The 21,894-nt window shown below is 71.9% G+C and carries 19 protein-coding genes; 11 read left to right on the forward strand and 8 right to left on the reverse strand.

All coding sequences use genetic code 11. The annotated features are described in order from the left end of the window. Nucleotide 1: 1 nt before the first annotated feature. Nucleotides 2-1,891: an SseB family protein gene (locus tag Actkin_RS02825; RefSeq protein ID WP_258905754.1), complete on the forward strand. Its 1,890-nt coding sequence runs from the start codon at nucleotides 2-4 to the stop codon at nucleotides 1,889-1,891. 49 nt (nucleotides 1,892-1,940) lie between these two features. On the opposite strand, the gene Actkin_RS02830 is transcribed toward Actkin_RS02825, so the two are convergent. From Actkin_RS02830 to Actkin_RS02840, 3 genes are all read right to left on the reverse strand, one after another. Beyond that, complete coding sequence (locus Actkin_RS02830; protein WP_258905755.1) at nucleotides 1,941-2,831, reverse strand: helix-turn-helix domain-containing protein; 891 nt, start codon at nucleotides 2,829-2,831, stop codon at nucleotides 1,941-1,943. An 81-nt stretch (nucleotides 2,832-2,912) separates the two neighbouring features. Continuing rightward, the gene (locus Actkin_RS02835; protein WP_258905758.1) at nucleotides 2,913-4,760 is read right to left on the reverse strand and encodes a trypsin-like serine protease; all 1,848 of its coding nucleotides are present in this window, start codon (nucleotides 4,758-4,760) and stop codon (nucleotides 2,913-2,915) included. A gap of 344 nt (nucleotides 4,761-5,104) precedes the next feature. Then, a complete protein-coding gene (locus tag Actkin_RS02840; RefSeq protein ID WP_258905759.1) occupies nucleotides 5,105-5,515 on the reverse strand; it encodes a neocarzinostatin apoprotein domain-containing protein in 411 nt (136 codons plus the stop codon). A gap of 275 nt (nucleotides 5,516-5,790) precedes the next feature. Here Actkin_RS02840 and Actkin_RS02845 point away from each other — a divergent pair, with 275 nt between their 5' ends. From Actkin_RS02845 to Actkin_RS02865, 5 genes are all read left to right on the forward strand, one after another. Then, the gene (locus Actkin_RS02845; RefSeq protein WP_258905760.1) at nucleotides 5,791-6,327 is read left to right on the forward strand and encodes a PadR family transcriptional regulator; all 537 of its coding nucleotides are present in this window, start codon (nucleotides 5,791-5,793) and stop codon (nucleotides 6,325-6,327) included. After that, nucleotides 6,324-8,324, forward strand: coding sequence for an NADPH-dependent 2,4-dienoyl-CoA reductase (locus Actkin_RS02850; protein WP_258905761.1), 2,001 nt, complete (start codon nucleotides 6,324-6,326; stop codon nucleotides 8,322-8,324). Before Actkin_RS02845 ends, Actkin_RS02850 begins: the two co-directional genes overlap by 4 nt. 89 nt (nucleotides 8,325-8,413) lie before the next feature. Further along, nucleotides 8,414-9,295 carry a helix-turn-helix transcriptional regulator gene (locus Actkin_RS02855; protein WP_189208551.1) on the forward strand — a complete coding sequence of 294 codons (882 nt, stop codon included), beginning with the start codon at nucleotides 8,414-8,416 and terminating at the stop codon, nucleotides 9,293-9,295. A gap of 167 nt (nucleotides 9,296-9,462) precedes the next feature. Beyond that, nucleotides 9,463-10,377 (forward strand): XRE family transcriptional regulator, encoded by a 915-nt coding sequence (locus Actkin_RS02860; RefSeq protein WP_189208550.1) that lies wholly within the window; start codon nucleotides 9,463-9,465, stop codon nucleotides 10,375-10,377. A gap of 23 nt (nucleotides 10,378-10,400) precedes the next feature. Beyond that, the gene (locus tag Actkin_RS02865) at nucleotides 10,401-11,168 is read left to right on the forward strand and encodes an alpha/beta fold hydrolase (protein ID WP_229786468.1); all 768 of its coding nucleotides are present in this window, start codon (nucleotides 10,401-10,403) and stop codon (nucleotides 11,166-11,168) included. Between the two features lie 430 nt (nucleotides 11,169-11,598). Here the strand turns inward: Actkin_RS02865 and Actkin_RS02870 are convergent, their stop codons facing one another. From Actkin_RS02870 to mrf, 4 genes are all read right to left on the reverse strand, one after another. Next, nucleotides 11,599-13,839 (reverse strand): terpene synthase family protein, encoded by a 2,241-nt coding sequence (locus Actkin_RS02870; protein ID WP_258905762.1) that lies wholly within the window; start codon nucleotides 13,837-13,839, stop codon nucleotides 11,599-11,601. A gap of 140 nt (nucleotides 13,840-13,979) precedes the next feature. Beyond that, nucleotides 13,980-14,141: a 50S ribosomal protein L32 gene (rpmF, locus tag Actkin_RS02875; protein WP_189208548.1), complete on the reverse strand. Its 162-nt coding sequence runs from the start codon at nucleotides 14,139-14,141 to the stop codon at nucleotides 13,980-13,982. After that, nucleotides 14,141-14,389 (reverse strand): type B 50S ribosomal protein L31, encoded by a 249-nt coding sequence (locus tag Actkin_RS02880; protein WP_258905765.1) that lies wholly within the window; start codon nucleotides 14,387-14,389, stop codon nucleotides 14,141-14,143. The genes rpmF and Actkin_RS02880 overlap by 1 nt, the downstream gene beginning before the upstream one ends. Continuing rightward, on the reverse strand, nucleotides 14,386-15,498 hold the full coding sequence (gene mrf / locus Actkin_RS02885; protein WP_258905766.1) for a ribosome hibernation factor-recruiting GTPase MRF: 1,113 nt from the start codon (nucleotides 15,496-15,498) through the stop codon (nucleotides 14,386-14,388). The genes Actkin_RS02880 and mrf overlap by 4 nt, the downstream gene beginning before the upstream one ends. Nucleotides 15,499-15,597: 99 nt before the next feature. On the opposite strand from mrf, the gene rpmB reads away from it, so the two are divergent. The 4 genes from rpmB (at nucleotide 15,598) to Actkin_RS32545 (ending at nucleotide 17,909) form a co-directional block, all read left to right on the forward strand. Further along, on the forward strand, nucleotides 15,598-15,834 hold the full coding sequence (rpmB, locus tag Actkin_RS02890) for a 50S ribosomal protein L28 (protein ID WP_189208545.1): 237 nt from the start codon (nucleotides 15,598-15,600) through the stop codon (nucleotides 15,832-15,834). Continuing rightward, nucleotides 15,834-15,998 carry a 50S ribosomal protein L33 gene (gene rpmG / locus Actkin_RS02895; RefSeq protein ID WP_189208544.1) on the forward strand — a complete coding sequence of 55 codons (165 nt, stop codon included), beginning with the start codon at nucleotides 15,834-15,836 and terminating at the stop codon, nucleotides 15,996-15,998. The genes rpmB and rpmG overlap by 1 nt, the downstream gene beginning before the upstream one ends. Then, complete coding sequence (gene rpsR, locus Actkin_RS02900; RefSeq protein WP_189208543.1) at nucleotides 15,998-16,237, forward strand: 30S ribosomal protein S18; 240 nt, start codon at nucleotides 15,998-16,000, stop codon at nucleotides 16,235-16,237. Before rpmG ends, rpsR begins: the two co-directional genes overlap by 1 nt. Before the next feature lie 136 nt (nucleotides 16,238-16,373). After that, nucleotides 16,374-17,909 carry a GGDEF domain-containing protein gene (locus Actkin_RS32545; protein WP_229786463.1) on the forward strand — a complete coding sequence of 512 codons (1,536 nt, stop codon included), beginning with the start codon at nucleotides 16,374-16,376 and terminating at the stop codon, nucleotides 17,907-17,909. Here the strand turns inward: Actkin_RS32545 and Actkin_RS02910 are convergent. After that, nucleotides 17,885-18,532, reverse strand: coding sequence for a response regulator (locus tag Actkin_RS02910; protein WP_189208542.1), 648 nt, complete (start codon nucleotides 18,530-18,532; stop codon nucleotides 17,885-17,887). The two genes, Actkin_RS32545 and Actkin_RS02910, sit on opposite strands and share 25 nt — an antisense overlap. A 130-nt stretch (nucleotides 18,533-18,662) precedes the next feature. Here Actkin_RS02910 and Actkin_RS02915 point away from each other — a divergent pair, with 130 nt between their 5' ends. Further along, entirely contained in the window at nucleotides 18,663-21,848 is a 3,186-nt protein-coding gene (locus tag Actkin_RS02915) for a penicillin acylase family protein (RefSeq protein ID WP_396122932.1), read from the forward strand. Nucleotides 21,849-21,894 lie beyond the last annotated feature (46 nt).

Genomic DNA, 21,894 nt, shown 5'->3' on the forward strand with positions numbered 1-21,894 from the left:
GATGACCACAGCCGACCTGGCCGTGGTGGGCGACCGGGTGTTCCGGTTCGAGGACGGGCCGGGTGCGGCGGCGTTCGTCGCGCCCGACGTGCCGCTGGACGGTCCTATCGTCACCTTGGCGGACGGCCGCGCCGTCCGCCAGGTCCGGCGCTCGCTGTTCGAGTCGGTGTTCCACCTGTCCATGTGGACGGACGACGGCGAGCGGGTGGACGCGGACCCGGTGGCGGGCTGCGTCGGCGATGGCGGGCTGGTGCAGCTGCGCGTCGCGCCGCCGTTGTCCGGTGCGTGGACGCCCGCCCTGCTCACCGGAGCGTCCACACCGGACCCGGACCGCGAGGTCGTCCGATGGGCCACAATGGACGCGATCGCCGCGAGCGCGCCGCACGGATGGCGGGAAGTGCGGCTGGAGTGCCGGATCACCGTGCGGCGCATGGAAGTGAGCGCGACCGTCACGGACGCGGACGGCGGGGTCGTGTCGTGGTCGCCGCCCGCGATCGTCGGGCAGTGGCTGCACCGGCTGCGGCTGCGCCACCATCGCAGTCTGCGCCCGAAGTGGTTCACCGCGCGGTTCGTCCTGCGGCCGGGGCAGCCGGTCGAGGCCGACTACGTGGTCGGCCGGCCGCCGCGGTGGCGGGTGCGGTCCGATGCCGGGTCGGCGGCGCGGCACCTGGCCGATGACTGGCGGCTGCTGCCCGTGCACCCGAGGCCCGACCTGCTGCCCGCCTGGCAGGTCGAGGCGGGGTTGGAGGTCCTGCGGCGCCAGCAGGTCGGCGACGCCGACGAACCGACGGACTGCGAGATGGCCCGGCTCTTCGACGGCCGCGACGCCGACGGGAGGCCGGTGTGGCACCGGGCGGCGGTGGACGCCCGGGAGGCGGTGGGCATCCTGCGGTACCTGGAGAACGCCCCTGTGGTGCTGTCCGCCGTCGGCACGGCCGACGACGAGTTCACCGGCGAGCCCGCCGTCCCGATGGCCTTCCACACGGACGGCCGCTGGGTCTGGTCCGCCGCCGTGGCGCATTACCTGGACAAGCACGGGGTGCCGCCGGTGATCGGCCTGGTCGACCACATCCGCAACCAGCGTTACCGCCTGCCCGAGGAGGTGCCCCGCATCGCGATGGGCCGCGCCGCCGCGCTGGCGTCCGGCAGGCCGTGGGAGGGGCCGGACGCGGAGTTCGCCGCTGCCGTCGCGCCCGTCGTCCAGCGCTTCCCGGGAGCCTGCTCGCTCGGCGAACACCGGGACGGCGTGTGGTGCCTGGTCCGCGACGGCGACTGGTACCGCGTGTACCGCGACGACCGCGGCAGGCGCTTCGGCGACGTGGAGGACGCCGTCGCCTACCTGGCGGGCAGGCTGGTGCTCAACCCGCTGCCGCCCATCACCGACGCCCTGCGCACCCCCAACGGCTGGGTCTGGCTCCCCGACCCGGATGCCGACCCCCGCCTCCTGCGGGGCATGCCCCCACACGTCTACCTCGGCGCGTACCGCGTCGGCCCGACGGGCGAGCCGACCGGGGAGACCTACGTCAACCCGGAATACCGGCCCGGCCCCACCCGGCGCGGCTTCCCCCAGCCCCACAACGACTTCGAGCGCCTGCTGGCCTACGCCGCCGCCGACTGGCTCCCCCGCGACGCGCTGGCCGCCGCCGCACTCGACACCCGCTTCCTGATCGAGACCGACGAAACGGGCGTGCCGGTCACCGCGGTCCGCGCGGACGGCAGGCGCTGCCTCGCGCTGTTCACCTCACCCGCCCACCTGCCGCCCGCCGCGCAGACCCCCGTCGACGTCACCGCCCGCGCCCTGCTCCCCCTGCTCCCGGGCGCCGTCATCCTGATCAACCCCGGCGGCCTCGCCGTCGAACTTCCCGGCGACTGGCTGACCGCCCTCGCCTGACACCCACCGAAGACCAGCGCGCTTTCCTCACCTGCCCCCAATTGGTCGTTCACCACCGCCAGCGGATGCCGACGATCGGGGCGGCCGGGTCGGTCACCAGGGTGTGCACCCCTGCGAAGGCGCCCAGGCGCAGCTGGCCGCCGCCCATCTCCGGCGCCCACGCGTCCGCCTGGGTGAAGGCGTGGCACTCCGCGGGCGGCGCCGACGGGTGGAAGCTGACCTGCGCCAGGTACGAGCGCGGGTCGCGGCGCATCGCCCGGCTGTAGCGGGTGGTCGTCGTGGTGCCGAACCAGCGCACCTCGTACTCCACCACGGCGGTCTGGCCGGTGGACAGGGTCCGGTCGAACAGGATCTCCGCGACGGTGAAGCGGCTGGCGGTCTGGGCCCGCACCCGGCCGACCACGCAGCCCGCGCCCGCCACCAGGACCGGCAGCGCGCGGTCGGCGTCCTCCGCGCGGTGCAGCACGACGCAGGAGCGCATGCCGTTCGCCTCCGCGCGCAGGACCATCCGGATGACGGTGTGGCTGTCCCTGCGGTCCTGGCCGACGTGGTGGTGGTCGTGCACCGACAGGTAGGTCAGGGTGCCCGGCACCGGGTCGTCCAAAGAGGACAGAGCAGCGGTCAGGCCGCCGGTGTCGCGCCACAGCGCCTCCGGCTCGCGGGTCGCGCCCGCGCGCGCGGCCCAGCGGCCGCGGGGCTTGCGCGGGCCGAGCAGCGAGCCCAGGTGGCCGCGGGGGAGGTCCAGCACGTCCTCCATCGCCTCCACCGCGCGCAGCGACTCCGGGCGCTCCGGGCGCGTGCGCCCGCGCCGCCAGTAGCTCAGCGTCGACAGGCTGACCCGGATGCCGCGCTGGGACAGCCGACGCTGCAGGTGTTCGAGGCTCATCCCGCTGCGCTCGATCGTGCGGTCGAGCACGGCGGGGAAGGTGTCCATGGTCATGGGAGGACTCCTCAGGCAAGCCGAAACGGCAGGCCCCGGACGCCGAGGGCGGCGGGGCCTGCCGTCACTGCCGTGTGTCGATTACCAGGCCTTGGACTCGCGGCCGTTCGAGTAGGCGAAGGACGTGACCGTCATCGTGAACGTGGTCGTGCCCGTGCTCCCGTCCGCCGCGGTCGCCTTGATCGCGATCCGGTAGGTGCCCGGCGCCGTCTGGAAGTTGGTGAAGAACCAGACGTCGCTGCTGCCGCCCTGGGCGATGGTCTGCGGGTTCCAGTAGACCTGGGTGCCCGCCGGGACGCCGGTGGCCGACAGCGTCAGGTTGCCGGTGCCGCCGCGCGCGCTGACCCGGGTCTGGATCAGCGAGCCCTGCCAGCCGCTGCCGCTGGTCGGGTTGGCCGTCACGGTGACGGAGCCGCCGCCGGGCTGGCCCTCGACCTTGAGCGTGATGGTCGTCGTGGCCGTCTTGCCCGTGCTGTCGGTGCCGGTGACGGTCACCGTGTGGGTGCCCGAGGTGACGGTGCTGCCCGCGGTGAACGACAGCTTGGCGTTGTTGCCCGTGGTGATGCTGGTGGGCTGGAGCTGCGCCGTGACACCGCTCGGCACGCCGGAGGTCGTCAGGCTGATGGTCTCGCTGCCGTCGTTGCCCGCGTTGCTCGTCACCGTGGTGGAGACGGTCTTGCCCGCGCCGACGGTCACCGAGTTCGGCGACGCGCCGAGGCTGAACTCGCCCGGCGGCTGCTGGTTGCCGTCGGTCACGGTGAGGCTGAACTTCCCGGACGCGGTCTTGCCGTCCGCGGTCGTCGCCGTCACGGTGATCTCGTGCGTGCCGTTGGCCGCGCTGGTCGACGCGTCGAAGGTCAGCTTCGCCGACTCGCCCAGCGTCACCTGGTCGTTCTGGAACACGGCCTGCACGCCGGACGGGACGCCGGAGGTGGTCAGCTTGGCGTCCGCCGAGCCCAGGTCGCCCGCCTCGGTGTCGACCTCGACCGACAGGTGGTTGCCCGCGGCCACCGAGCCGGAGGCGGGCTTGACCGTGACGCTGAACTCGGTCGGGTTGTTGACGTCGCCGATCTCCTGCTTGACCCAGTCGCCCATCGCGTTGTCGAGGCGACCGTAGATGCTGTACCAGCGGAAGTCCGACCGGCTCCAGGACGCGATGCCGACGATCTTGCCGTCGACGATGAACGGGCCGCCGGAGTCGCCCTGCAGGATCGTGGTGCGGCCGTCGGCGTAGCCCGCGCAGATCATGGTCGCGGACTTGAACCCGGCGCCGACGCCCTGGCACTGCGAGTCGCCGTTGACGATCGGCAGGGTGGCCTTGTCGAGGGTGACGTCGGCCGGGCTGTCGTTGTGGGTCTTCTTGCCGTAGCCGAAGCCCTGGCCGTTGTCGCCCACGGCCCAGATCCCGCTGTCGGCCGAGGTGGCGACCTGCGGGTAGGCCGCGCCGCCCTGCAGTTGGATGTCCCGGTCGACGGTGACGACCGCGACGTCGTAGCCCTGGTCGAAGTTGACGTAGCTGGGGTGCTGCTTGTAGTCGACGACCCGGTAGTGCTCGCCCGGGCCGGAACCGCCGTTGAAGTCGTCCAGGTTGTTGAGGCCGTAGACGTAGCTCTTCTCGCCGGAGATGTCCTTGCAGTGCGCGGCGGTGAGGATCTTGCGCGGCGCCACGACCGTGCCGGTGCAGGACTGGCCCTCGGGACGGGTGCCCCCCGCGCGGATGCCCGCGATGATCCCGGGGAACTCACTGACGGTCGCGTCCTGACCGTTGTAGAAGTACGCACCGGCGTCGCTGTCGGGGGCGGTGGAGACGGTGTCGCCCTCGTAGTTGGCCGCGGGCACGTTCGCGGAGCCGCTTTCCCCGGCCGCCAGCGCGATGGTCGTGCCGAGCGGCACCAGCACCGTCGCCGCGGCCAAGGCCAGGAGGCCCACGGACCGTGGTGTACGTTTCACGTTGGTTCCTTTCCGGATCAGGAACAGCCGCCTCTAGGCAGGGTCGACGGCCACTCGCTGCAGGTCACTTTCGAGTGACACCCGGTAGGGAACAATCAGGGTCGGTATCCGTAGGGGTACGGAACTTTATGGGGGTGGCCCTGCGCGGGCGGCCGACGGCAGCGACCTCGGTGACCAGGAGAACGCGACCCGCCACCGGGTACCGCTGAACGGCCCAGCGCTGTCGCGCCTCCGCCGGACTCGCGAACCGGCGGGGACTTCGCGGGCGGCGCGAATTCCGGGCGGGACCGGAAAGCGCCGATCCCACCCGGAATTCGGCTGGATCAGAAGACCAGTCGCCCGGAAGTGGCGACGAGCCCGGTGTTGCTGGTCGCTCTGATGAAGCAGTAGCTGAACTCGCACGCGGCCAGCGACGGGTTTCCGGAGGCGTCCTCGCCCGAATAGTCCTGGTTCAGCGTGTACGTGGTGCTGCCCGCGCCGCCGCTGAGGCTGAGGCCGCTCTGGGTGGTCGGGTCGCAGTAGTCCACGCCCGACAGGTTGTGGCACTGCTCCAGGACCGCCGACGTCGAGGTGGCGAACCCGGACAGCGACACCGTGACGGTCTGGCCGTCGGTGTAGGGGCCCGAAGGCGAGACGGAGACGGTCGGGACCGGCATCGCGGTCGCGACGCCCGCCGCGGCCAGCATGAGCGCGACCGCGGCGCCGACCGGCGCGAGCCAGGTGAATGAGCGCACAGGAATCATTCCATTCAATGGAGAGTCGATAAGAAGAATTCAGCGCATAAGCGCGGAGGCGCGCGGGTGATCGGGCCGCGCGGAAGAGTTCCCCCGGCAATCACGCTATCGACCCGGCTTCACGGCGGTCAATGCGCCATCTGATCGACAATTGTCCCGTAATTCGAGCTTTTCGAGTTTTCCCTCGGCGCGGGCACCCGGCAGGTCGTTCCGCAGGCCGAGGCGTGATATGCACCTAGTTGCACAGGGTCGCCCGCGAAGTTACCCTCCGGTACATGGCGCTGGAGCACGCGATCCTGGTCTCGCTGCGGGAGCGGGCGGGGTCCGGGTACGAGCTGACCCGACGGTTCGACAAGTCGATCGGGTTCTTCTGGCGCGCCACCCACCAGCAGATCTACCGCGTCCTCAAGCGGATGCTCGACGAGGGCTGGGTCACCGTCGAGCACGTCGCCCAGGAGGGCAGGCCGGACAAGAAGGTCTACTCCGTCAGCGCCGACGGCCGCGACGAACTCGCGCGCTGGCTGGCCGAGCCCGGCGAGCCCGTCGAACTGCGCACCGACCTCGCCGTGAAGATCCGCGGCGCGGGCTTCGGCGACCCGGCGGCCGTCGTCGCCGAGGTGCGGCGGCACCGGCGGGTCCACGCCGAGCGCCTCGCGGCCTACCGGGCCATCGAGGCGGCCGACTTCCCCGACGGTCCGGCGCACACCGGCCAGACCCTGCACCAGTACCTCGTCCTGCGCGGCGGCATCGCCGCGGAGGAGGCCTTCGTCGCCTGGTGCGGCGAAGTGCTCGACGCCATGGAGCCGTCATGAGCGAATACCCCACCCTGCTGTCCCCGCTCGACCTGGGTTTCACCACCCTGCGCAACCGGGTCGTCATGGGCTCGATGCACACCGGGCTGGAGGACCGCGCCCGCGACCTGCCCAAGCTGGCCGCCTACTTCGCCGAACGCGCCCGCGGCGGCGTCGGTCTGATCATCACCGGCGGGTACGCGCCCAACCGCACCGGCTGGCTCAAACCGTTCTCCGGCAAGCTGACCACCGCCGCGGAGGCCCGCCGCCACCGGCCGGTCACCGAGGCCGTGCACGCCGAGGGCGGCAAGATCGCCCTGCAGATCCTGCACGCGGGCCGCTACGCCTACCACCCGTTCAGCGTGTCCGCGTCGGCGATCAAGGCCCCGATCAACCCGTTCACCCCGAGGGCGCTGTCCGACCGGGGTGTCCGCGCCCAGATCGACGCCTTCGTCCGCTGCGCCGCGCTGGCCAGGGAGGCCGGGTACGACGGCGTCGAGATCATGGGCTCCGAGGGCTACCTCATCAACCAGTTCCTCGCCCCGCGCACCAACAAGCGCGCCGACCGCTGGGGCGGCTCCCCGGAGAACCGCCGCCGCATGGCCGTGGAGATCGTCCGCCGGACCCGCGCGGCGGTGGGCCCGGACTTCATCATCGTCTACCGGCTGTCGATGGCCGAACTGGTGGAGGACGGCCAGACCTGGGACGAGATCACCGCGCTCGGCGCGGAGGTCGAGGCCGCGGGCGCGACCATCATCAACACCGGCATCGGCTGGCACGAGGCCCGCGTGCCCACCATCGTCACCTCGGTGCCGCGCGCGGCGTTCACCGACGTCACCCGGGCGTTCAAGCCGCACGTCGGCATCCCGGTCGTGGCCACCAACCGGATCAACATGCCGCAGGTCGCCGAGGAGATCCTGGCCAGCGGGGGCGCGGACCTGGTGTCCATGGCCCGCCCGATGCTCGCCGACCCCGACTGGGTCCGCAAGGCGGAGCAGAACCGGGCCGACGAGATCAACACCTGCATCGCCTGCAACCAGGCGTGCCTGGACCACATCTTCGGCAACCGCCGCGCCACCTGCATGGTCAACCCGCGCGCGGCGCGGGAGACCGAACTGGTGCTCGCGCCCGCCCGCCGCGCCAAGCGGGTCGCCGTCGTCGGGGCGGGCCCGGCGGGACTGTCCGCCGCGGTCACCCTGGCAGGCCGCGGCCACCGGGTCGAGCTGTTCGAGGCCGCCGACCACATCGGCGGGCAGTTCGACATCGCCCGGCGCATCCCGGGCAAGGAGGAGTTCGCCGAGACCATCCGCTACTACGAGCGCCAGCTCGACCTCACCGGCGTCCACGTGCGACTCGGCGTCCGCGCCACGCCCGCCGACCTCACCGGCTTCGACGAGGTCGTCCTGGCCACCGGGGTCGCGCCCCGGGTGCCGGACATCCCCGGCATCGGCCACCCGAGTGTGTTGTCCTATGTGGACGTGGTCAGGCATGGGGCCCCGGTGGGCGCGCGGGTCGCGGTGATCGGCGCGGGCGGCATCGGGGTGGACGTCAGCGAGTTCCTGACCCACGCCGAGTCCCCGGCCCTCGACCTCGCCGCGTGGCGCGCGGAGTGGGGCGTCGGCCCGGACGGACTGGTGGCGCCGCGCCCTTCCGCGTCACCTCGGCACGTGTACCTGTTGCAGCGCAAGACATCCCGGATCGGCGCCGGACTCGGCAAGACGACCGGATGGGTGCACCGCGCCGCGCTGAAGAGCAAGGGTGTGGAGCAGATCACCGGCGTGAACTACGAGCGCGTCGACGACGACGGCCTGCACATCACCTTCGGCCCCAAGCGGGAGAACCCGCGCACGCTCGCCGTCGACACGATCGTCGTGTGCGCGGGCCAGGAGTCCGTGCGGGATCTCGCCGACCAGTTGGGCGAGATCCCGGTGCACCTCATCGGCGGCGCGGACGTCGCCGCCGAACTCGACGCCAAGCGCGCCATCGACCAGGGCACGCGGCTCGCCGCCGCGCTCTAGCGAGAAAGGCTCATGTGTCCTGAGTCACTACGAAGATCGCCGTCTCCCGCCATACTGTGCCGCACTTCGAGGCGGGGGAGGATCACCAGATGGAACCCGGCAGGCGGCACCCTGACCGGTTCGCCGCGGCGCTGTCCCGGGCGGTCGACGACAGCGGGCTGACCCTCGACCGCATCCGCGAGCGCCTGCGCGCCAAGGGGCTCGACGTCAGCCTCTCCACGCTGAGCTACTGGCGCCGCGGCCGCAGCCGCCCGGAGCGGCCCGCGTCCATCCGCGCGGTGCGCGAGCTGGAGGCGATGCTGAACGTGCGCCCCGGCGGCCTGGTCGCCCTGCTCGGCCCGAAGCGGCCGCGCGGGCGCTGGGCCGCCGACCGCGGCGGCGTCATCGGGTTCGACCGGTTGTGGAACGTCGATCCCGAGCGGCTTCCGGAGATCCTCGGCGACCTGGGCTGCCCGCCGCCGCGCAGGCTTTCCTACCTGTCGGTGCACGATCAACAGTTCGTCGATCGCGACGGTCTCGCCCGGCGCGTCCACACCCGCGTCGTCGTGCGCGCGGAGGTGCCCGGGGTGGACCGGCTGCACATCACCGCGGCGGGCTCGCCGAGCGACCGCGAGATCCCCCGGTTCGAGCGGGTCGTCTCCGGCTGGCTCGGCGCGGTCCGCACGCACGACGAGACCGGCCTGATGAACGCCCAGATCATGTTCGGCCGCGCGCTGCGCCCCGGCGAGACCGCGGTGGTCGACTACGTGCTGGCCACCGCGCCGAGCGAGCCGACGACCTACGTCGAGCGCCGCTTCGCCCGCAGCGCGCAGAACTACGTCCTGCAGGTCGTCTTCGACCCCGGGGTGGCCCCGTCGGCCTGCGCGGAGTACCGCGACGACGAGGAGCACGCCCTGGAGCGCACCCGCGCACCGCACATCGTCTGCGGCGACGTGCCGCCGGGGATCACCGGGATCCGCTGGTCCTGGTGAGTTTCCCACCAAACCGTAATCTGTGGAACTCTTCGAAAGGCGCGTGCACGGCGGCCCACCTGCGCCGGACAATCATCGGCGCGAGCGGGTTGTCGAACCCGTATGTGGTGCCGGGCTACAGTTCCGCCGTCCGAATCGCGTTGGGGGAGGGCCGAGGCGGAGAGACGATGTCGGTCGAACAGCAGGACTTCTCCGACGTGCTCGCCACCGGACCGTTCGAGGTGGCCCTGCGCGCGGCGATCCACCGCAGCGGGCTCAGCCTGGAGCGCATCCGCACCCGGCTGGCCAAGCACGGCTGCGCGGTCAGTGTGGCCGCACTCAGCCACTGGCAGTCCGGCCGCAGCCGCCCGGAGCGGCGGGAGTCCCTGGTCGCGCTCGGCGTGCTGGAGCAGGTGGTCGGCGTTCCCGACGGCGCGCTGGTCGGGCTGCTCGGCGCCCCGCGTCCGCGTGGCAGGCGCAGACGCGTCGACCTCTCGCCCGAGGCCGTGTGGCCCAACGACGCGACCATGTCGCTGCTGCTGCGCCGCATCGACGAGGGCCACGACCGCCACCTGACCCGGGTCAGCCAGCACGACCTGGTGCGGATCGGCCCCGACCGCGCCGAGCGGCTCGTCCGCGTCCGCCAGGTCCTGCGCGCCGAACGCGCCGGGGTGCGCGAGGTGGTCGTCGCCTTCGCCCTGGACGCCCCGCACCGCATCGGCCCGCGCCTGCGCCCGCTGCGCCACTGCACGGTCGCCCGCTCGTTCTACGACGCCGCGCACGGCCGCATGGTCGCCGCCCTGCAGTTCGACCGCGAACTGTCGCGCAGCGAGGCGATCCTCGTGGAGTACGAGCTGTACTGCCCGCCCACGGGCAAGCGCAGCGACCACTACGAGCGCAAGCTCCGCTATCCCGTGCGGGACCTGCACCTGGAGGTCGTCTTCGACCGGGCAGCCCGCCCGTCCCGCTGCCGCTGGGAGCACCGCAACGGCGGCGGCGCCGTGGCCCGCGCCGAGCCGCTGCGCCTGGACGCCTCGCTCAGCGCCCAGCTCACCACGGCGGACGCCCAGCCGGGGCGTTATCTCCTCAGGTGGGATTGGTAGCCGGTTCGGTTATCGTCGGAAGGGTGCTGACGTACGACGACGCCGGTTCCGGCCCCGCGGTCCTGCTGGTGCACGGACATCCGTTCGACCGCTCGATGTGGCGCCCGCAGCTGGCGCTGCTGCCCGAGCTGGGCTTCCGCGCGATAGCGCCGGACCTGCGCGGCTACGGCGAGAGCCCGGTGACCCCGGGCACGGTGCCGTTCGCCACCCACATCGCCGACCTGGTCGAACTCCTGGACGCGCTGGATGTGCCCTCGGTGGTCCTGTGTGGACTGTCTATGGGCGGCCAGCTGGTGATGGAGTTCCACCGCCTGCACCCCGATCGAGTCCGCGGCATGGTGCTGGCCGACACGACCCCGCACCCGGAGACCCCCGAGTCCCGCCGCAACCGCATCGCCATGGCCGACCAACTGGACCGCGAGGGCATGCGCGGCTATGCCGACGACGTCATCTGGAAGATGGTGTCGCCGAACAACCCGGAGGTGGGCGCCGTCGTCCTCCCGATGATGGCGGCCGCCCCCGCGGCGGGTGCGGCAGCGGCCCAACGCGGTCGCGCCGACCGTCCGGACTACCTGCCCAGCCTGCGCGCGGCCAAGGTCCCCGGCCTGGTCGTGGTGGGCGCGGAGGACGAGTTCACCCCGGTCCCGATCGCCAGGGAAACCGCCGACGCCCTCCCCAACGGCCACCTGGTCGTAGTGGACGGCGCCGCCCACATGCCCAACCTGGAACGCCCAGAGGTCTTCAACGCGGCCCTCACCGACTTCCTCAATGGACTCCCCGCCGCCCAGTAGACCCCACACACAAACCCGGACCACTCCGCCAGATGGTGCGGTCATCTGAACCACCCTCCAGATGACCGCACCATCTCAAATTCGCATGCCCGCATCATCTGGGCGTCCCCGCCCGCCTCAGATGCCCACAACATCCAAACGATGTCATCATCTGAAATTGAGGGCGAGGCGATCGGGCTCAACGTGCCTAGTCGGGACCCGTATGACGGCATCATCCAGATGATCAGACCATCTCGGTCGAGTGGCCAATCGACATGACTCGACCCCCTAGATGACCTCATCATCCGGATGATCTGGCCATCTGGACCGCCCGAGTTCTTCCAAATGGTGTGACCATTCGAATGGCCTGATCATCCAGATGGCGTGACCATCCAGATGATCTGATCATTCAGATGATGTCACCATTCAGATGGTCTGATCATCCGGGCGTTTAGCGCGGGAGCGTCGGGAGGAGGCGCAGGGCGGCTGTGCCGATTCGGTCGGTTCCGATGCCCAGGCCCGTCATGCCCAAGCCCGTCATGCCCAAGCCGGTCGTGCCGAGTGCCTGTACGGCGGCGGGGGCGGTGTGCTTCTCCAGGGCCTCCGGGGTGTACCGGTGGCAGCCCTCGTGCCAGTTGAGGATGCCCGCCATCCAGTTCTGCAACTCCCCGACGTAGTTCCGCAGGGTCTCGCGGGCCTCGTCACCCAGGTCGTAGTCCTCGAACAGGATCGGCAGCTCGTTCTCGGTCACATGCCGGAACTCCCGCATGCGCGCGTCGATCAAGTCCCCGACCACAGCCAGCGCTGCGGTGCGGTCGATGCCCAGGAAGTTCTCCACCACCAGCACCGCGTTGTGGATCTCGCCCTCGTACTCGATCTCCTTCTGGTAGGAGAACACGTCATTGAGCAGGGTGGCCCAGTCCATCGCGGCGTTCTCCATCGCGCGCACCGGGCGGGTGCGGTAGATCTCCGGGGGCACGCGCCTGCCGTGGCCGATGCGGCACAGGCTCATCGTCAGGTCGGACCCGAACGTCTTGCGGCGCATCTCGATGTAGTCCACCGGGTCCGGGATGCGGTTCTGCGCCTGGTTGGCCAGCTCCCACAGCCAGCTGTCGAGCATGTCCGTCACCGCCGTCCGGAACGACACCCGGTTCTCCGGGGTCATCCCGGTCGCCGTCCGGACCCACAGGTCGGCGAGGCCGCGTTCGAGCGCGATCCCGGGCCTGGGCATGTCGCCCTCCAGCGGCATGAACGTCTTCAGCCGCGCGGTCAGCGCCTTGGCAGCGCCCAGGTTCGTCGACCGGCCGAACACCACCGGGTAGTAGTCGTCGCCGTAGGTGCCCCAGGTGAGCCAGTCGGAGGTGAGGTCGAGCGCGTCGACCGTCGCGTCCGGGTGCAGCCCCGCCCCGCACAGCGGCAGGTCGTACGCGCGCAGCTTGGTCTCGTTCCACACCCCCTCCGCGAGGATCCCCATCGACTCCGACCACTCGACCACGTGGTCGCGGGAGTGATCCAGGTGCGGGCTCAGCGTCAGCGGGAACGGCATGTCGATCGGCGGCACGCCCTGCGGCCCGACCCGGGTGAACGGCACGTGGGTGAATCGGTCGAACCGCCGCGGCGACAGCAGCGACGGCACGATCCGCGCCGCGGACGTGCCCAGCCCGAGCGGCCCGGCCAGCGCGGAGGACCGGGTGTCGGCGTTCATGTACCGGCTGGAGCGCAGGTGCCACTCGTGCCCGCCGGACTGCCAGTCCTGCAGGCCCTTGATGTAGGCCAGCAGCGCCGCCCGGTCCGCTGGGCCGAGCCCGGCGTCGTCGGCCATCGCCGGGACCTCGGTGACGGCGGTGTGGTCGAACTGGTGCAGCCGGGAGGTGAGCAGGTCGTTGACCCGGTCGGCGGCCTCCTGCGTGCCGATGCCGAGGAACGTCTCGAACACGAGCACGCCGTTGGACAGCTCGCCCTCGTCCAGCACCTCGCGCTCGTAGGAGAACAGGTCGTTGCGCAGGTGGATGGCGTCGGCGAAGGTGTCGCGCAGCACCAGCATCGGCCGGGCCGCGGCCACCGCGGCGGGCACCTCGGCGTCGGCGACGTGCTCGATCAGGTTCGCCGACCACGGCGCGCCGCCGACCTTGCGGCGCATCTCGATGTACTCGATCGGGTTGGCCACCCGCCCGGCGTTGATGTTGGCCAGCTCCCACAGCGACTCGTCGAGCAGGGCGGCGGTGCTCTCGATGAACCGCGCCCGCCAGTGCTCCGACCGGTGCGGGACCGTGCGGTTCCACAGGTCCATCAGCCCGCGCTCGACGGGGTTGGTCGGCTCGGCGGTGATCTCGCCGTGGGGCGGCATGAACGCCTTCAGCCGGTCCAGGTGCGCCTTGCCGCCGTCGATGTCGCGGGTGCGCTTGAACATCTCCAGGAAGTGGTCGTCGAAGTAGAAGACCCAGACGTACCAGTCGGTGACGAGGTTGAGGGTCGGCTCGTCCGCGTCGGGGTGGGTGTAGCTGCAGAGCAGGGCGTAGTCGTGGGCCTCCAGGTCGGCCTCGTCCCAGATGTGCACGCCGTTCTGCGGGGCGTCGACCATGTCCATCGCGCGCGCCCACTCGCGCGTGTGCGCCCTGGCCGCGTCGAGGTTCGGGTTCAGCCGCGCCGGGTAGGGCACGTAGAACTCGGGCAACTGGAACGGCTGCGGCACGACCCACTCGCTTTCCCCGCCGCGCACCGGCGGATCGACCTGCGCGCCAAGGCAATCAGGACGGATCCGCCGGTGCCTAGTGGGTCAACACCATCGGGGACGGCGTTCCCTCTATCGGGTACGTCGTGATCGACTCCGGGTCAGAGCAGACCCCGTTCCGCTGCTGCTACCAGGCGGCGGGGGACCCGGATCCGCTGCCCGTCCGGGGTCCGCACCTCGACCAGGTCCGGCGCGCTGGCCTTCCACTGCGCCCGCCGGTGCCGGGTGGTGGACCGCGACTTCTTGCGCTTGGGGACGGCCATCAGCGCCCCTTCCCGTAGCGCCTGCGGAACTTCTCGACCTGGCCTGCCGCGTCCATCACGCGCTGCTGTCCCGTCCAGAACGGGTGCGAGTCCGCGGTGACGTCGACGGTGATCAGCGGGTAGGTGTTGCCGTCCGACCACTCGATCGTCGTCGACGACGTCGCCGTCGAGCGGGTCAGGAACGCCGTCCCCGTGGACAGGTCCTTGAAGACCACCGGGTGGTAGTCGGGGTGGATGCCGGGTTTCACGTCATGTCCTTTCCAGCGATGGCGAACGGGTCGGCCAGCGCCGACCAGTCGCCGTCCAGTTCCTCGTCGGTCAGCAGCGCCCGGCCCAGCACCGCGAGCAGGTGCTCCGGGTCGGCGTCGTGGGCCAGCACCGCCACTTCCTGCACCCGGTCGCCGAACCGCGGGTGCCAGTCCAGCGCCGCCTTGGCCCTGCGGTGCGCGGGCGCGCGGTCCCAGCCCCGGTCGTCCAGCGCGGCCAGCCAGGCGCCCGCGTCGCCGATCCGCAGCCCGCCGCCCGCGGACTCCAGCCACAGCGCCACGTCCGGCTGGGTGGCCACCCACAGCCGTCCCCTGGCCCGGACCACGCCCTCCAGCAGCACGTCGATCGCCTCGTGCAGCCGCTCGGGGTGGAACGGGCGCCGCTCGCGGAACAGGGTCACCGCCACCCCGCAGTCCGGGGCGAGCGGCGGCTGGCCGCGCAGCAGCGGGCCGTGGATGTCGACCGGCTCGCCCCGCTCGGCGTCCGGGCGGACGCGGGCGAGCACCGACGCGGTCACCGAGTCGAGCCGGACGCGGCGCGCGTCCGGGGCGAGCCGGTCGAGCACGGCCGCGGTGCGCGCGGACGTCCACCGGTCGGCGTCGCCGGTGAGCACCAGGACGTCGGCGCACTCGGCCTGGCCGACCGCGACCTGGGCGAGCGTGCGGTCGTCGTCGTCCGGGGCGAACGGCACCGGCTCGTCGCCGGAGGCGTCCGCCAGCCACGACCCCTCGTCGACCACGGTGATCACGGCGTGGACGTCCATGACCGCGCGCACCGCCCGGCACACCGGCTCCGGCTCGACCATCGGGTCCAGGTGCAGGACGATCGTGTCCACCTGGCGCGCCAGCCGTTCGATCGTGGGCAGGACGTCCTCGCGCAGCGTGCAGGACACGCAGGCGTGGGCGAGGTCGACGACCGTCGTGGTGTCGGTCTCCCAGCTCACCCTGAGCCTGCGCCGCACCGTCCCGGCCGCCGCCTGCCGCAGGTCGTGGTGCACCACGGCCGTCCGGGGGCCGAGCAGTCGGGTGGCCACCTGGCCCGCGGCGTCCCTGGGCAGACCGGCCACGAGCACGAGCCGGGGGTTCTCCACCGCGCCTCCTTGTTGACAATGATTTCCATCTGACCGCCCCGAACGCTACCCTGTCGGCGAGCAAGATGAAAACGAGTCCCATTATCTGATGGAGGTCGCATGTCCGCGGTCTGCCAGGTGACCGGCCGCAAGCCGGGCTTCGGCAAGCAGGTCTCGCACTCGCACCGGCGCACGAGCAGGCGCTGGAACCCCAACATCCAGCGCCGCCGGTACTACCTGCCCGCGGAGGGCCGCTGGATCACCCTGACGGTCTCGGTCAAGGGCATCCGCACGATCGACAAGCACGGCATCGAGTCCGTCGTCGCGCGGCTGCGGCGGGACGGGGTGCGGCTCTGATGGCGCGCAACGAGCTGCGGCCCATCGTCAAGCTGCGGTCCACCGCGGGGACCGGCTACACCTATGTCACGCGCAAGAACCGCCGCAACGATCCGGACCGGCTGGTCCTGCGCAAGTTCGACCCCGTCGCCCGCAGGCACGTCGACTTCAAGGAGGAGCGGTGATGGCGAAGAAGTTCGACCGGCCGGTTCGCAAGAAGGCGAACCCGCTGATCACCGAGGGCATCGAGCGGGTGGACTGGAAGAACGCCCAGCTGCTGCGCAAGTTCATCTCCGACCGGGGCAAGATCCGGGCCCGGCGGGTCACCGGCCTCACGCCGCAGCAGCAGAAACAGGTGGCCACCGCGATCAAAAACGCCCGCGAGATGGCGTTGCTGCCCTACCCTGGATCCGGACGGTCCTGACGGTCCGTGCCGAAGCGGTCGCACGCTGTCGTCTGGATTGTCCTGAATTGGCTACTCCGAACAGGTTACGCACGTCTGGCCTAGTAGCCTTTTCCCACTGTGTCTCAGACCACGGGCCACCCTGCCCGCGCGGCGGGTGGCCAGGACAAAGACCGAGGACGGTGTGGGCCAGGACGACCAACTCGCCGCCGCTGAGGCGCTCCGGGCGGACCGGGAGGTGCGGCTGCTCATCGACGCAGGCCGCGCCGACGAGGCGAACATGCTGTTCGACCAGCTGCTCGCCAAGGTCCCGCCGGGTCTGGCGCCGTGGACGCGCGCGGCCATCCTGACCCGCCGCGCCGTCTCGGCGTGGCGGTTGCGGCGCATCCCGCTGGCCCTCGAACTGGCCGCCGAGGGCTGGAGCGACATCGACGCCGAGCAGCCGCGCGGCTCCTTCGCCGCCGACACGCTGCACCGTCTGGGTTACCTTCTGGAGGGCATCGGCCATCGCCGGGCGTCGCTGGACATCACCCGCGTGGCCGTCGAAGTCGCACGCAAGGGTGACGACGTGGAGATCCTGGCGCACGCTCTGCAGAACCTGGGCGGAACGCTGAACTTCCGCGCCTGCGAGCAGGCGCCCGCCGAGGCCGAGGCCAGCTACCGGGAGGCCATCGCCGCCTTCCAGGAGGGCCTCGGCCTGGCCACCGAGGGCCGCATCCACCTGGCCCTGCTCGCCGCGTACGGGGCCTCGCTGGCGGGGCTGGGCGAGCTGGAGGAGGCCGAGCGCATCGCGCGCCAGACGCTGGAGCTGGCCGCGCCGGGCCCGGACGTGTGGGCGGAGTCGGTGGGCAACTGGGTGCTGGCCCGCATCCGCTGGCAGACCGGCGACCTCGACGAGGCGACCCAGCACGGCATCACCGCCGTCGAGTGCGCCGAGCAGATCAACGACGTCGCCCTGCTCCAGCGCTACTCCGAGGACCTGGCCAACATCTGCCGCGACAACGGCGACCACGCTGGCGAGGCCGCCGCGCTGCGCCGCACCGTCATGGCCCGCCGGACCGCGGTCGAGACCCTGCAGGAGGGCCTCAGCCAGGCCCTGGAGCAGCGCCGCCTGGCCATCCGCGCCCAGCGCCTGGCGATGGCCGCCCAGGAGGCCGCCGCCCGCGACCCGCTCACCGGCCTGGCCAACCGCCTCGGCCTGGAGCACACCGCCCCTGAGCTGCTCGAACGCGCCGTCGCCAGCGGAAGGGTGCCGTGGCTGGTGCTCATCGACGTCGACTGGTTCAAGGGCGTCAACGACGCCGCGGGCCACGCCGCGGGCGACGCGGCGCTGCGCGAGATCGCCCAGGTCCTGCGCAACGAGTGCCGCGTCGGCGACCTGATCGCGCGCTGGGCAGGCGACGAGTTCGTCGTGGTGCTCGTCGACAACCCGGCCGACCACGCCCACGACGTCCCGGTCGGCGTCTCGGTCGCCGAGCGCGTGCGCACCGCCGTCGACCAGCACGACTGGACGGCCGTGCTCGGCACCACCCAGCGGCCCACCGTCAGCATCGGCGTGGCGACGGGGCCGCACTCGCTGGAGAAGCTGTTCGCCAACGCCGACATCGCCCTCTACCGGGCCAAGCGCCGAGGGCGCAACCGGGTCGAGGTGCACGCCTCCGTCGAGGACTACGCGATCAACCCGCCGCGGTAGGCGACGAGCGCGGCCTGCACGCGGTTGCTGGCCCCGATCTTGCCCAGCACCGCGGACACGTACCCCTTGACCGTGGTCTCCGACAGGTGCAGCTCCCGGCCGATCTCGGCGTTCGACAGCCCGCGCCCGATCAGCGTCACCACCTCGCGCTCGCGGTCGGACAGCGTGGCCAGCCGCTCGCGGGCGGGCTCGGCCTCGCGTTCGCCGGTGGTCATCGCGTTGACCACGCGCGCGGCGACCGTCGGGTCGAGCACGACGCCGCCGGAGGCCAGGTCGTGCACGGCCTTGATCAGGTACGCCGGGTCGACGTCCTTGAGCAGGAACCCGGCAGCGCCGAGCCGCAGCGCGCGGCGGACGTAGTCGTCCATGTCGAAGGTGGTGAGCATGCACACCGCGGGCGGGTCGGGCAGCGCGGTGATCGCGCGCAGCGCGGTGATCCCGTCGGTGTCGCCCATGCGGATGTCGAGCAGCACGACGTGCGGGCGGTGCAGCCGGACGACCTCGGCGACCCCGTTGCCGTCGGCGCACTCGGCGACGACCTCGACGTCGGGCGCGCTCGACAAGATCGTCCGCAGGCTGGAGCGGACGAGGTCCTCGTCGTCGGCGACGATCACTTTCAGCATGCGCCCTCCCCGAAGGGTGCCCTTTTCGAAAGCTTACCGGCCAGCCCCAGCCGCCGAAGCTGAAAGCCTTTCGCGAATGCGGCACGCACCGGTAGCGTGACCGAACGTCACGTCGTGAGAGGAGCCCACGGTGCGAATCCTCATCCCCGCGGCGACGTGTGTGACGGTGCTGGCCTCCCTGCTCGCGGTCCCCGAGCCCGCAGCGGCGCAGGTCCTCCCGCCCACCGCCGCGACCGACCACTGCATCGGCCAGTGCGCCGACATCAACCCGCCCGGCCAGAACGGCAGCGCCACGCTCACCGAGATCCTGGCCCACCAGGTCCTCGGCACCCGACCCCGGCACGCGGACGACCAGCTCGGCAAGTACGACGCCCTCGCCACCGGCTATCCGGGCCTGACCACCGACACGATCTCCCGGTTCTTCAACGACTCCTCGTTCGGCGTGCCGCCCGCGCAGGTGGAGAGCACGATCCGGCCGCGCGCCGACGTCACCATCGTGCGCGACAAGGCGACCGGCACACCGCACATCACCGGCACGACCCGCTCCGGCACCATGTTCGGCGCCGGGTACGCCGCCGCGCAGGACCGGCTGTTCCTCATGGACGTCCTGCGCCGCGTCGGGCGCGGGCAGCTGACCCCGTTCGCGGGCGGCGCGGCCGCGAACCAGCAGTTGGAGCAGGGCTTCTTCGCCGACGCCCCGTACACCGAGGCCGACCTGCAGCGCCAGATCGACGAGAGCGCCGCCGCCGGGCCGCGCGGCGCGCAGGCGATGGCGGACGCGCGCGACTACGTCGAGGGCATCAACACCTACATCGGCCAGGCGCACAGCGGCCGGTACTTCCCCGGCGAGTACGTGCTGCTCGGCCACATCGACGCGGTCACCAACGCCGGGCGGATCGAGCCGTTCAAGCTCACCGACCTCGCGGTGATCGCCGCGGTCATCGGCGCGCAGTTCGGCGCGGGCGGCGGCGGGGAGGTGCAGGCCGCGGTCGCCAAGCTGGCCATCCAGGAGCGCTACGGCGTCGTGGAGGGCGAGCGCGTCTGGCGTTCGCTGCGCACCGCCGACGATCCCGAGCACATCCAGACCGTCCACAACGGACAGCGGTTCCCGTACGCGCTCCCGCCCGCCGATCCACGCGGTGCGGCGCTGCCCGATCCCGGGTCGGTCGTGCGCCAGCAGTTGGTGTTCGACCGGTCGGGCGCGCAGGCGGCCGCGGTCCAGCGCAAGGACCTGGCGTCGCCGCGGCCCGGGCCGCAGACGATCGAGGCGGCGCACGGCGTGCTGGCCGACGGCGTCCTGCCCGGGGACCTGCTGGAGAACAAGCACGGCATGTCCAACGCGCTGCTGGTCTCCGGCGCGCACACCGCCAGCGGGAACCCCATCGCCGTGTTCGGCCCGCAGACCGGGTACTTCGCGCCGCAGCTGCTGATGCTGCAGGAGTTGCAGGGACCGGGGATCAGCGCGCGAGGGGCGTCGTTCGCGGGGATCAGCTTCTACGTCCTGCTCGGTCGCGGACAGGACTACGCGTGGAGCGCGACATCGTCCTCACAGGACATCATCGACACGTACGCGGTGGAGCTGTGCTCGCCCAGCGGCGCGCCGACCCTGGAGAGCGACCACTACCTGCACCGCGGCCAGTGCGTGCCGATGGAGACCGTGGAGCGGCGCAACTCCTGGTACTGGTCGGTCGGCAGCCCGGTCGACGCGGGGTCGTACACGCTGCGCGTCTATCGGACGAAGTACGGGCCGGTGACCCATCGCGCGACCATCGGCGGCAAGCCCGTGGCGTACACCCGACTGCGGTCGACGTACCTGCACGAACTGGACTCGGTGATCGGCTTCCAGGAGTTCAACGACCCGTCGGCGATCCGGTCCGCCGCGGACTTCCAGCGCGCGGCGTCGCACATCGGGTACACGTTCAACTGGTTCTACGCCGACGCCGACGACATCGCGTACTACAACTCCGGCAACAACCCGGTCCGCCACCCGTCCGTCGACCCGGGCATGCCGGTGCGGGCGAACGCGGGGTATGACTGGGTTGACTGGAACCCGGACACCAACCGGGCGGCGTACACGTCGTACGAGTCGCATCCGCAGGTGGTGAACCAGGACTACATCATCTCCTGGAACAACAACCAGGCGCCCGGCACGGCGGCGTCCGGGCTGGAGCGCGGCGCCGTCCACCGGGGCGACCTGCTGGACTCCCGCGTGCGGGCCCTGGTCGCCGACGGAGGCGTGACGCGGGTCGGCCTGACCCAGGCGATGGCGGAGGCGGCGCTGGTCGACCTCCGGGCCGAACGCGTGCTGCCCCTGCTGCTGCGCGTCATCGGCGACTCCACCGGCGACGCGGCGGTCGACTCCGCCCTGCGTTCGCTGCGCGAGTGGCTGGCCGCGGGCGGGCTCCGCCGACCGACCGCGCAGGGCGCGCGGGCCTACCAGCACGCCACCGCGATCCGGATCATGGACGCGTGGTGGCCGTTGCTGGTCCGCGCCCAGTTCGCCCCCGGCTTGGGTGACAAGGCGTACCAGGAGCTGACGCGGGTGCTGAAGGTGGACGAGTCGCCGTCCAACGGCAACGCCCACCAGGGCTCGTCGTACCAGGCGGGCTGGTGGGGCTTCGTCCACAAGGACCTCCGCGCCGTGCTGAACGAGCCGGTGGCCGGTCCCCTGGGCGCGGAGTTCTGCGGCGCGGGCGAGCTGTCCCGCTGCCGCGCGGTGCTCGTCGACTCCCTGCGCGCCGCCGCCGCGACCCCCGCCACCACCGTCTACCCCGGCGACGGCGACTGCGCGGCGGGCGACCAGTGGTGCGCCGACGCCATCATCCACACGGCGCTGGGCGGCATCACCCAGGAGCCCATCACCACCCAGAACCGCCCGACGTACCAGCAGGTGGTGGAGTTCCCGGCCCGCCGAGGCGACGTCATCGCCAACCTCGCCCGGTCGGCGACCGCGACCAGCCACGAACGCGGCCTGTTCACCGCGTACCCGCCCGCCCTGGCCGTGGACCGGGACCCGGCGACGCGCTGGGCCAGCGACTGGACGGACGGCCAGTCCCTGACCGTCGACCTGGGCGCCGTGCGGCCGGTGTCCCGGGTGCGGCTCCAGTGGGAGGCCGCGCACGCGCTGTCCTACCGGATCGAGGTCTCCCGCGACGGGTCCACGTGGCGGCCGGTCTGGTCCACCGCCTCCGGCGACGGCGGCCTGGACACCGCGGTGTTCCCCGCCACCGAAGCCCGCTACGTGCGGATGCAGGGCGTCACCCGGGCGACCCGGTACGGGTACTCGCTCTACGAGATCGAGGTGTACGCCCACTGACACGGCAAGAGGGGGGAGCCGGGCAGGCTCCCCCCTCCTCTGCTGT

Origin of the sequence: Actinokineospora sp. UTMC 2448, assembly GCF_024760565.1 — a bacterium.
Lineage (GTDB): Bacteria > Actinomycetota > Actinomycetes > Mycobacteriales > Pseudonocardiaceae > Actinokineospora > Actinokineospora fastidiosa.

Excerpts from the sequence above, each read along its gene's own strand:
- Actkin_RS02825 (WP_258905754.1), top strand. The coding sequence starts at position 2 with ATGACCACAGCCGACCTGGCCGTGGTGGGCGACCGGGTGTTCCGGTTC.
- Actkin_RS02830 (WP_258905755.1), bottom strand. The coding sequence starts at position 2,831 with ATGACCATGGACACCTTCCCCGCCGTGCTCGACCGCACGATCGAGCGC.
- Actkin_RS02845 (WP_258905760.1), top strand. The coding sequence starts at position 5,791 with ATGGCGCTGGAGCACGCGATCCTGGTCTCGCTGCGGGAGCGGGCGGGG.
- Actkin_RS02850 (WP_258905761.1), top strand. The coding sequence starts at position 6,324 with ATGAGCGAATACCCCACCCTGCTGTCCCCGCTCGACCTGGGTTTCACC.
- Actkin_RS02855 (WP_189208551.1), top strand. The coding sequence starts at position 8,414 with ATGGAACCCGGCAGGCGGCACCCTGACCGGTTCGCCGCGGCGCTGTCC.
- Actkin_RS02860 (WP_189208550.1), top strand. The coding sequence starts at position 9,463 with ATGTCGGTCGAACAGCAGGACTTCTCCGACGTGCTCGCCACCGGACCG.
- rpmF (WP_189208548.1), bottom strand. The coding sequence starts at position 14,141 with ATGGCCGTCCCCAAGCGCAAGAAGTCGCGGTCCACCACCCGGCACCGG.
- rpmB (WP_189208545.1), top strand. The coding sequence starts at position 15,598 with ATGTCCGCGGTCTGCCAGGTGACCGGCCGCAAGCCGGGCTTCGGCAAG.
- rpmG (WP_189208544.1), top strand. The coding sequence starts at position 15,834 with ATGGCGCGCAACGAGCTGCGGCCCATCGTCAAGCTGCGGTCCACCGCG.
- rpsR (WP_189208543.1), top strand. The coding sequence starts at position 15,998 with ATGGCGAAGAAGTTCGACCGGCCGGTTCGCAAGAAGGCGAACCCGCTG.
- Actkin_RS02910 (WP_189208542.1), bottom strand. The coding sequence starts at position 18,532 with ATGCTGAAAGTGATCGTCGCCGACGACGAGGACCTCGTCCGCTCCAGC.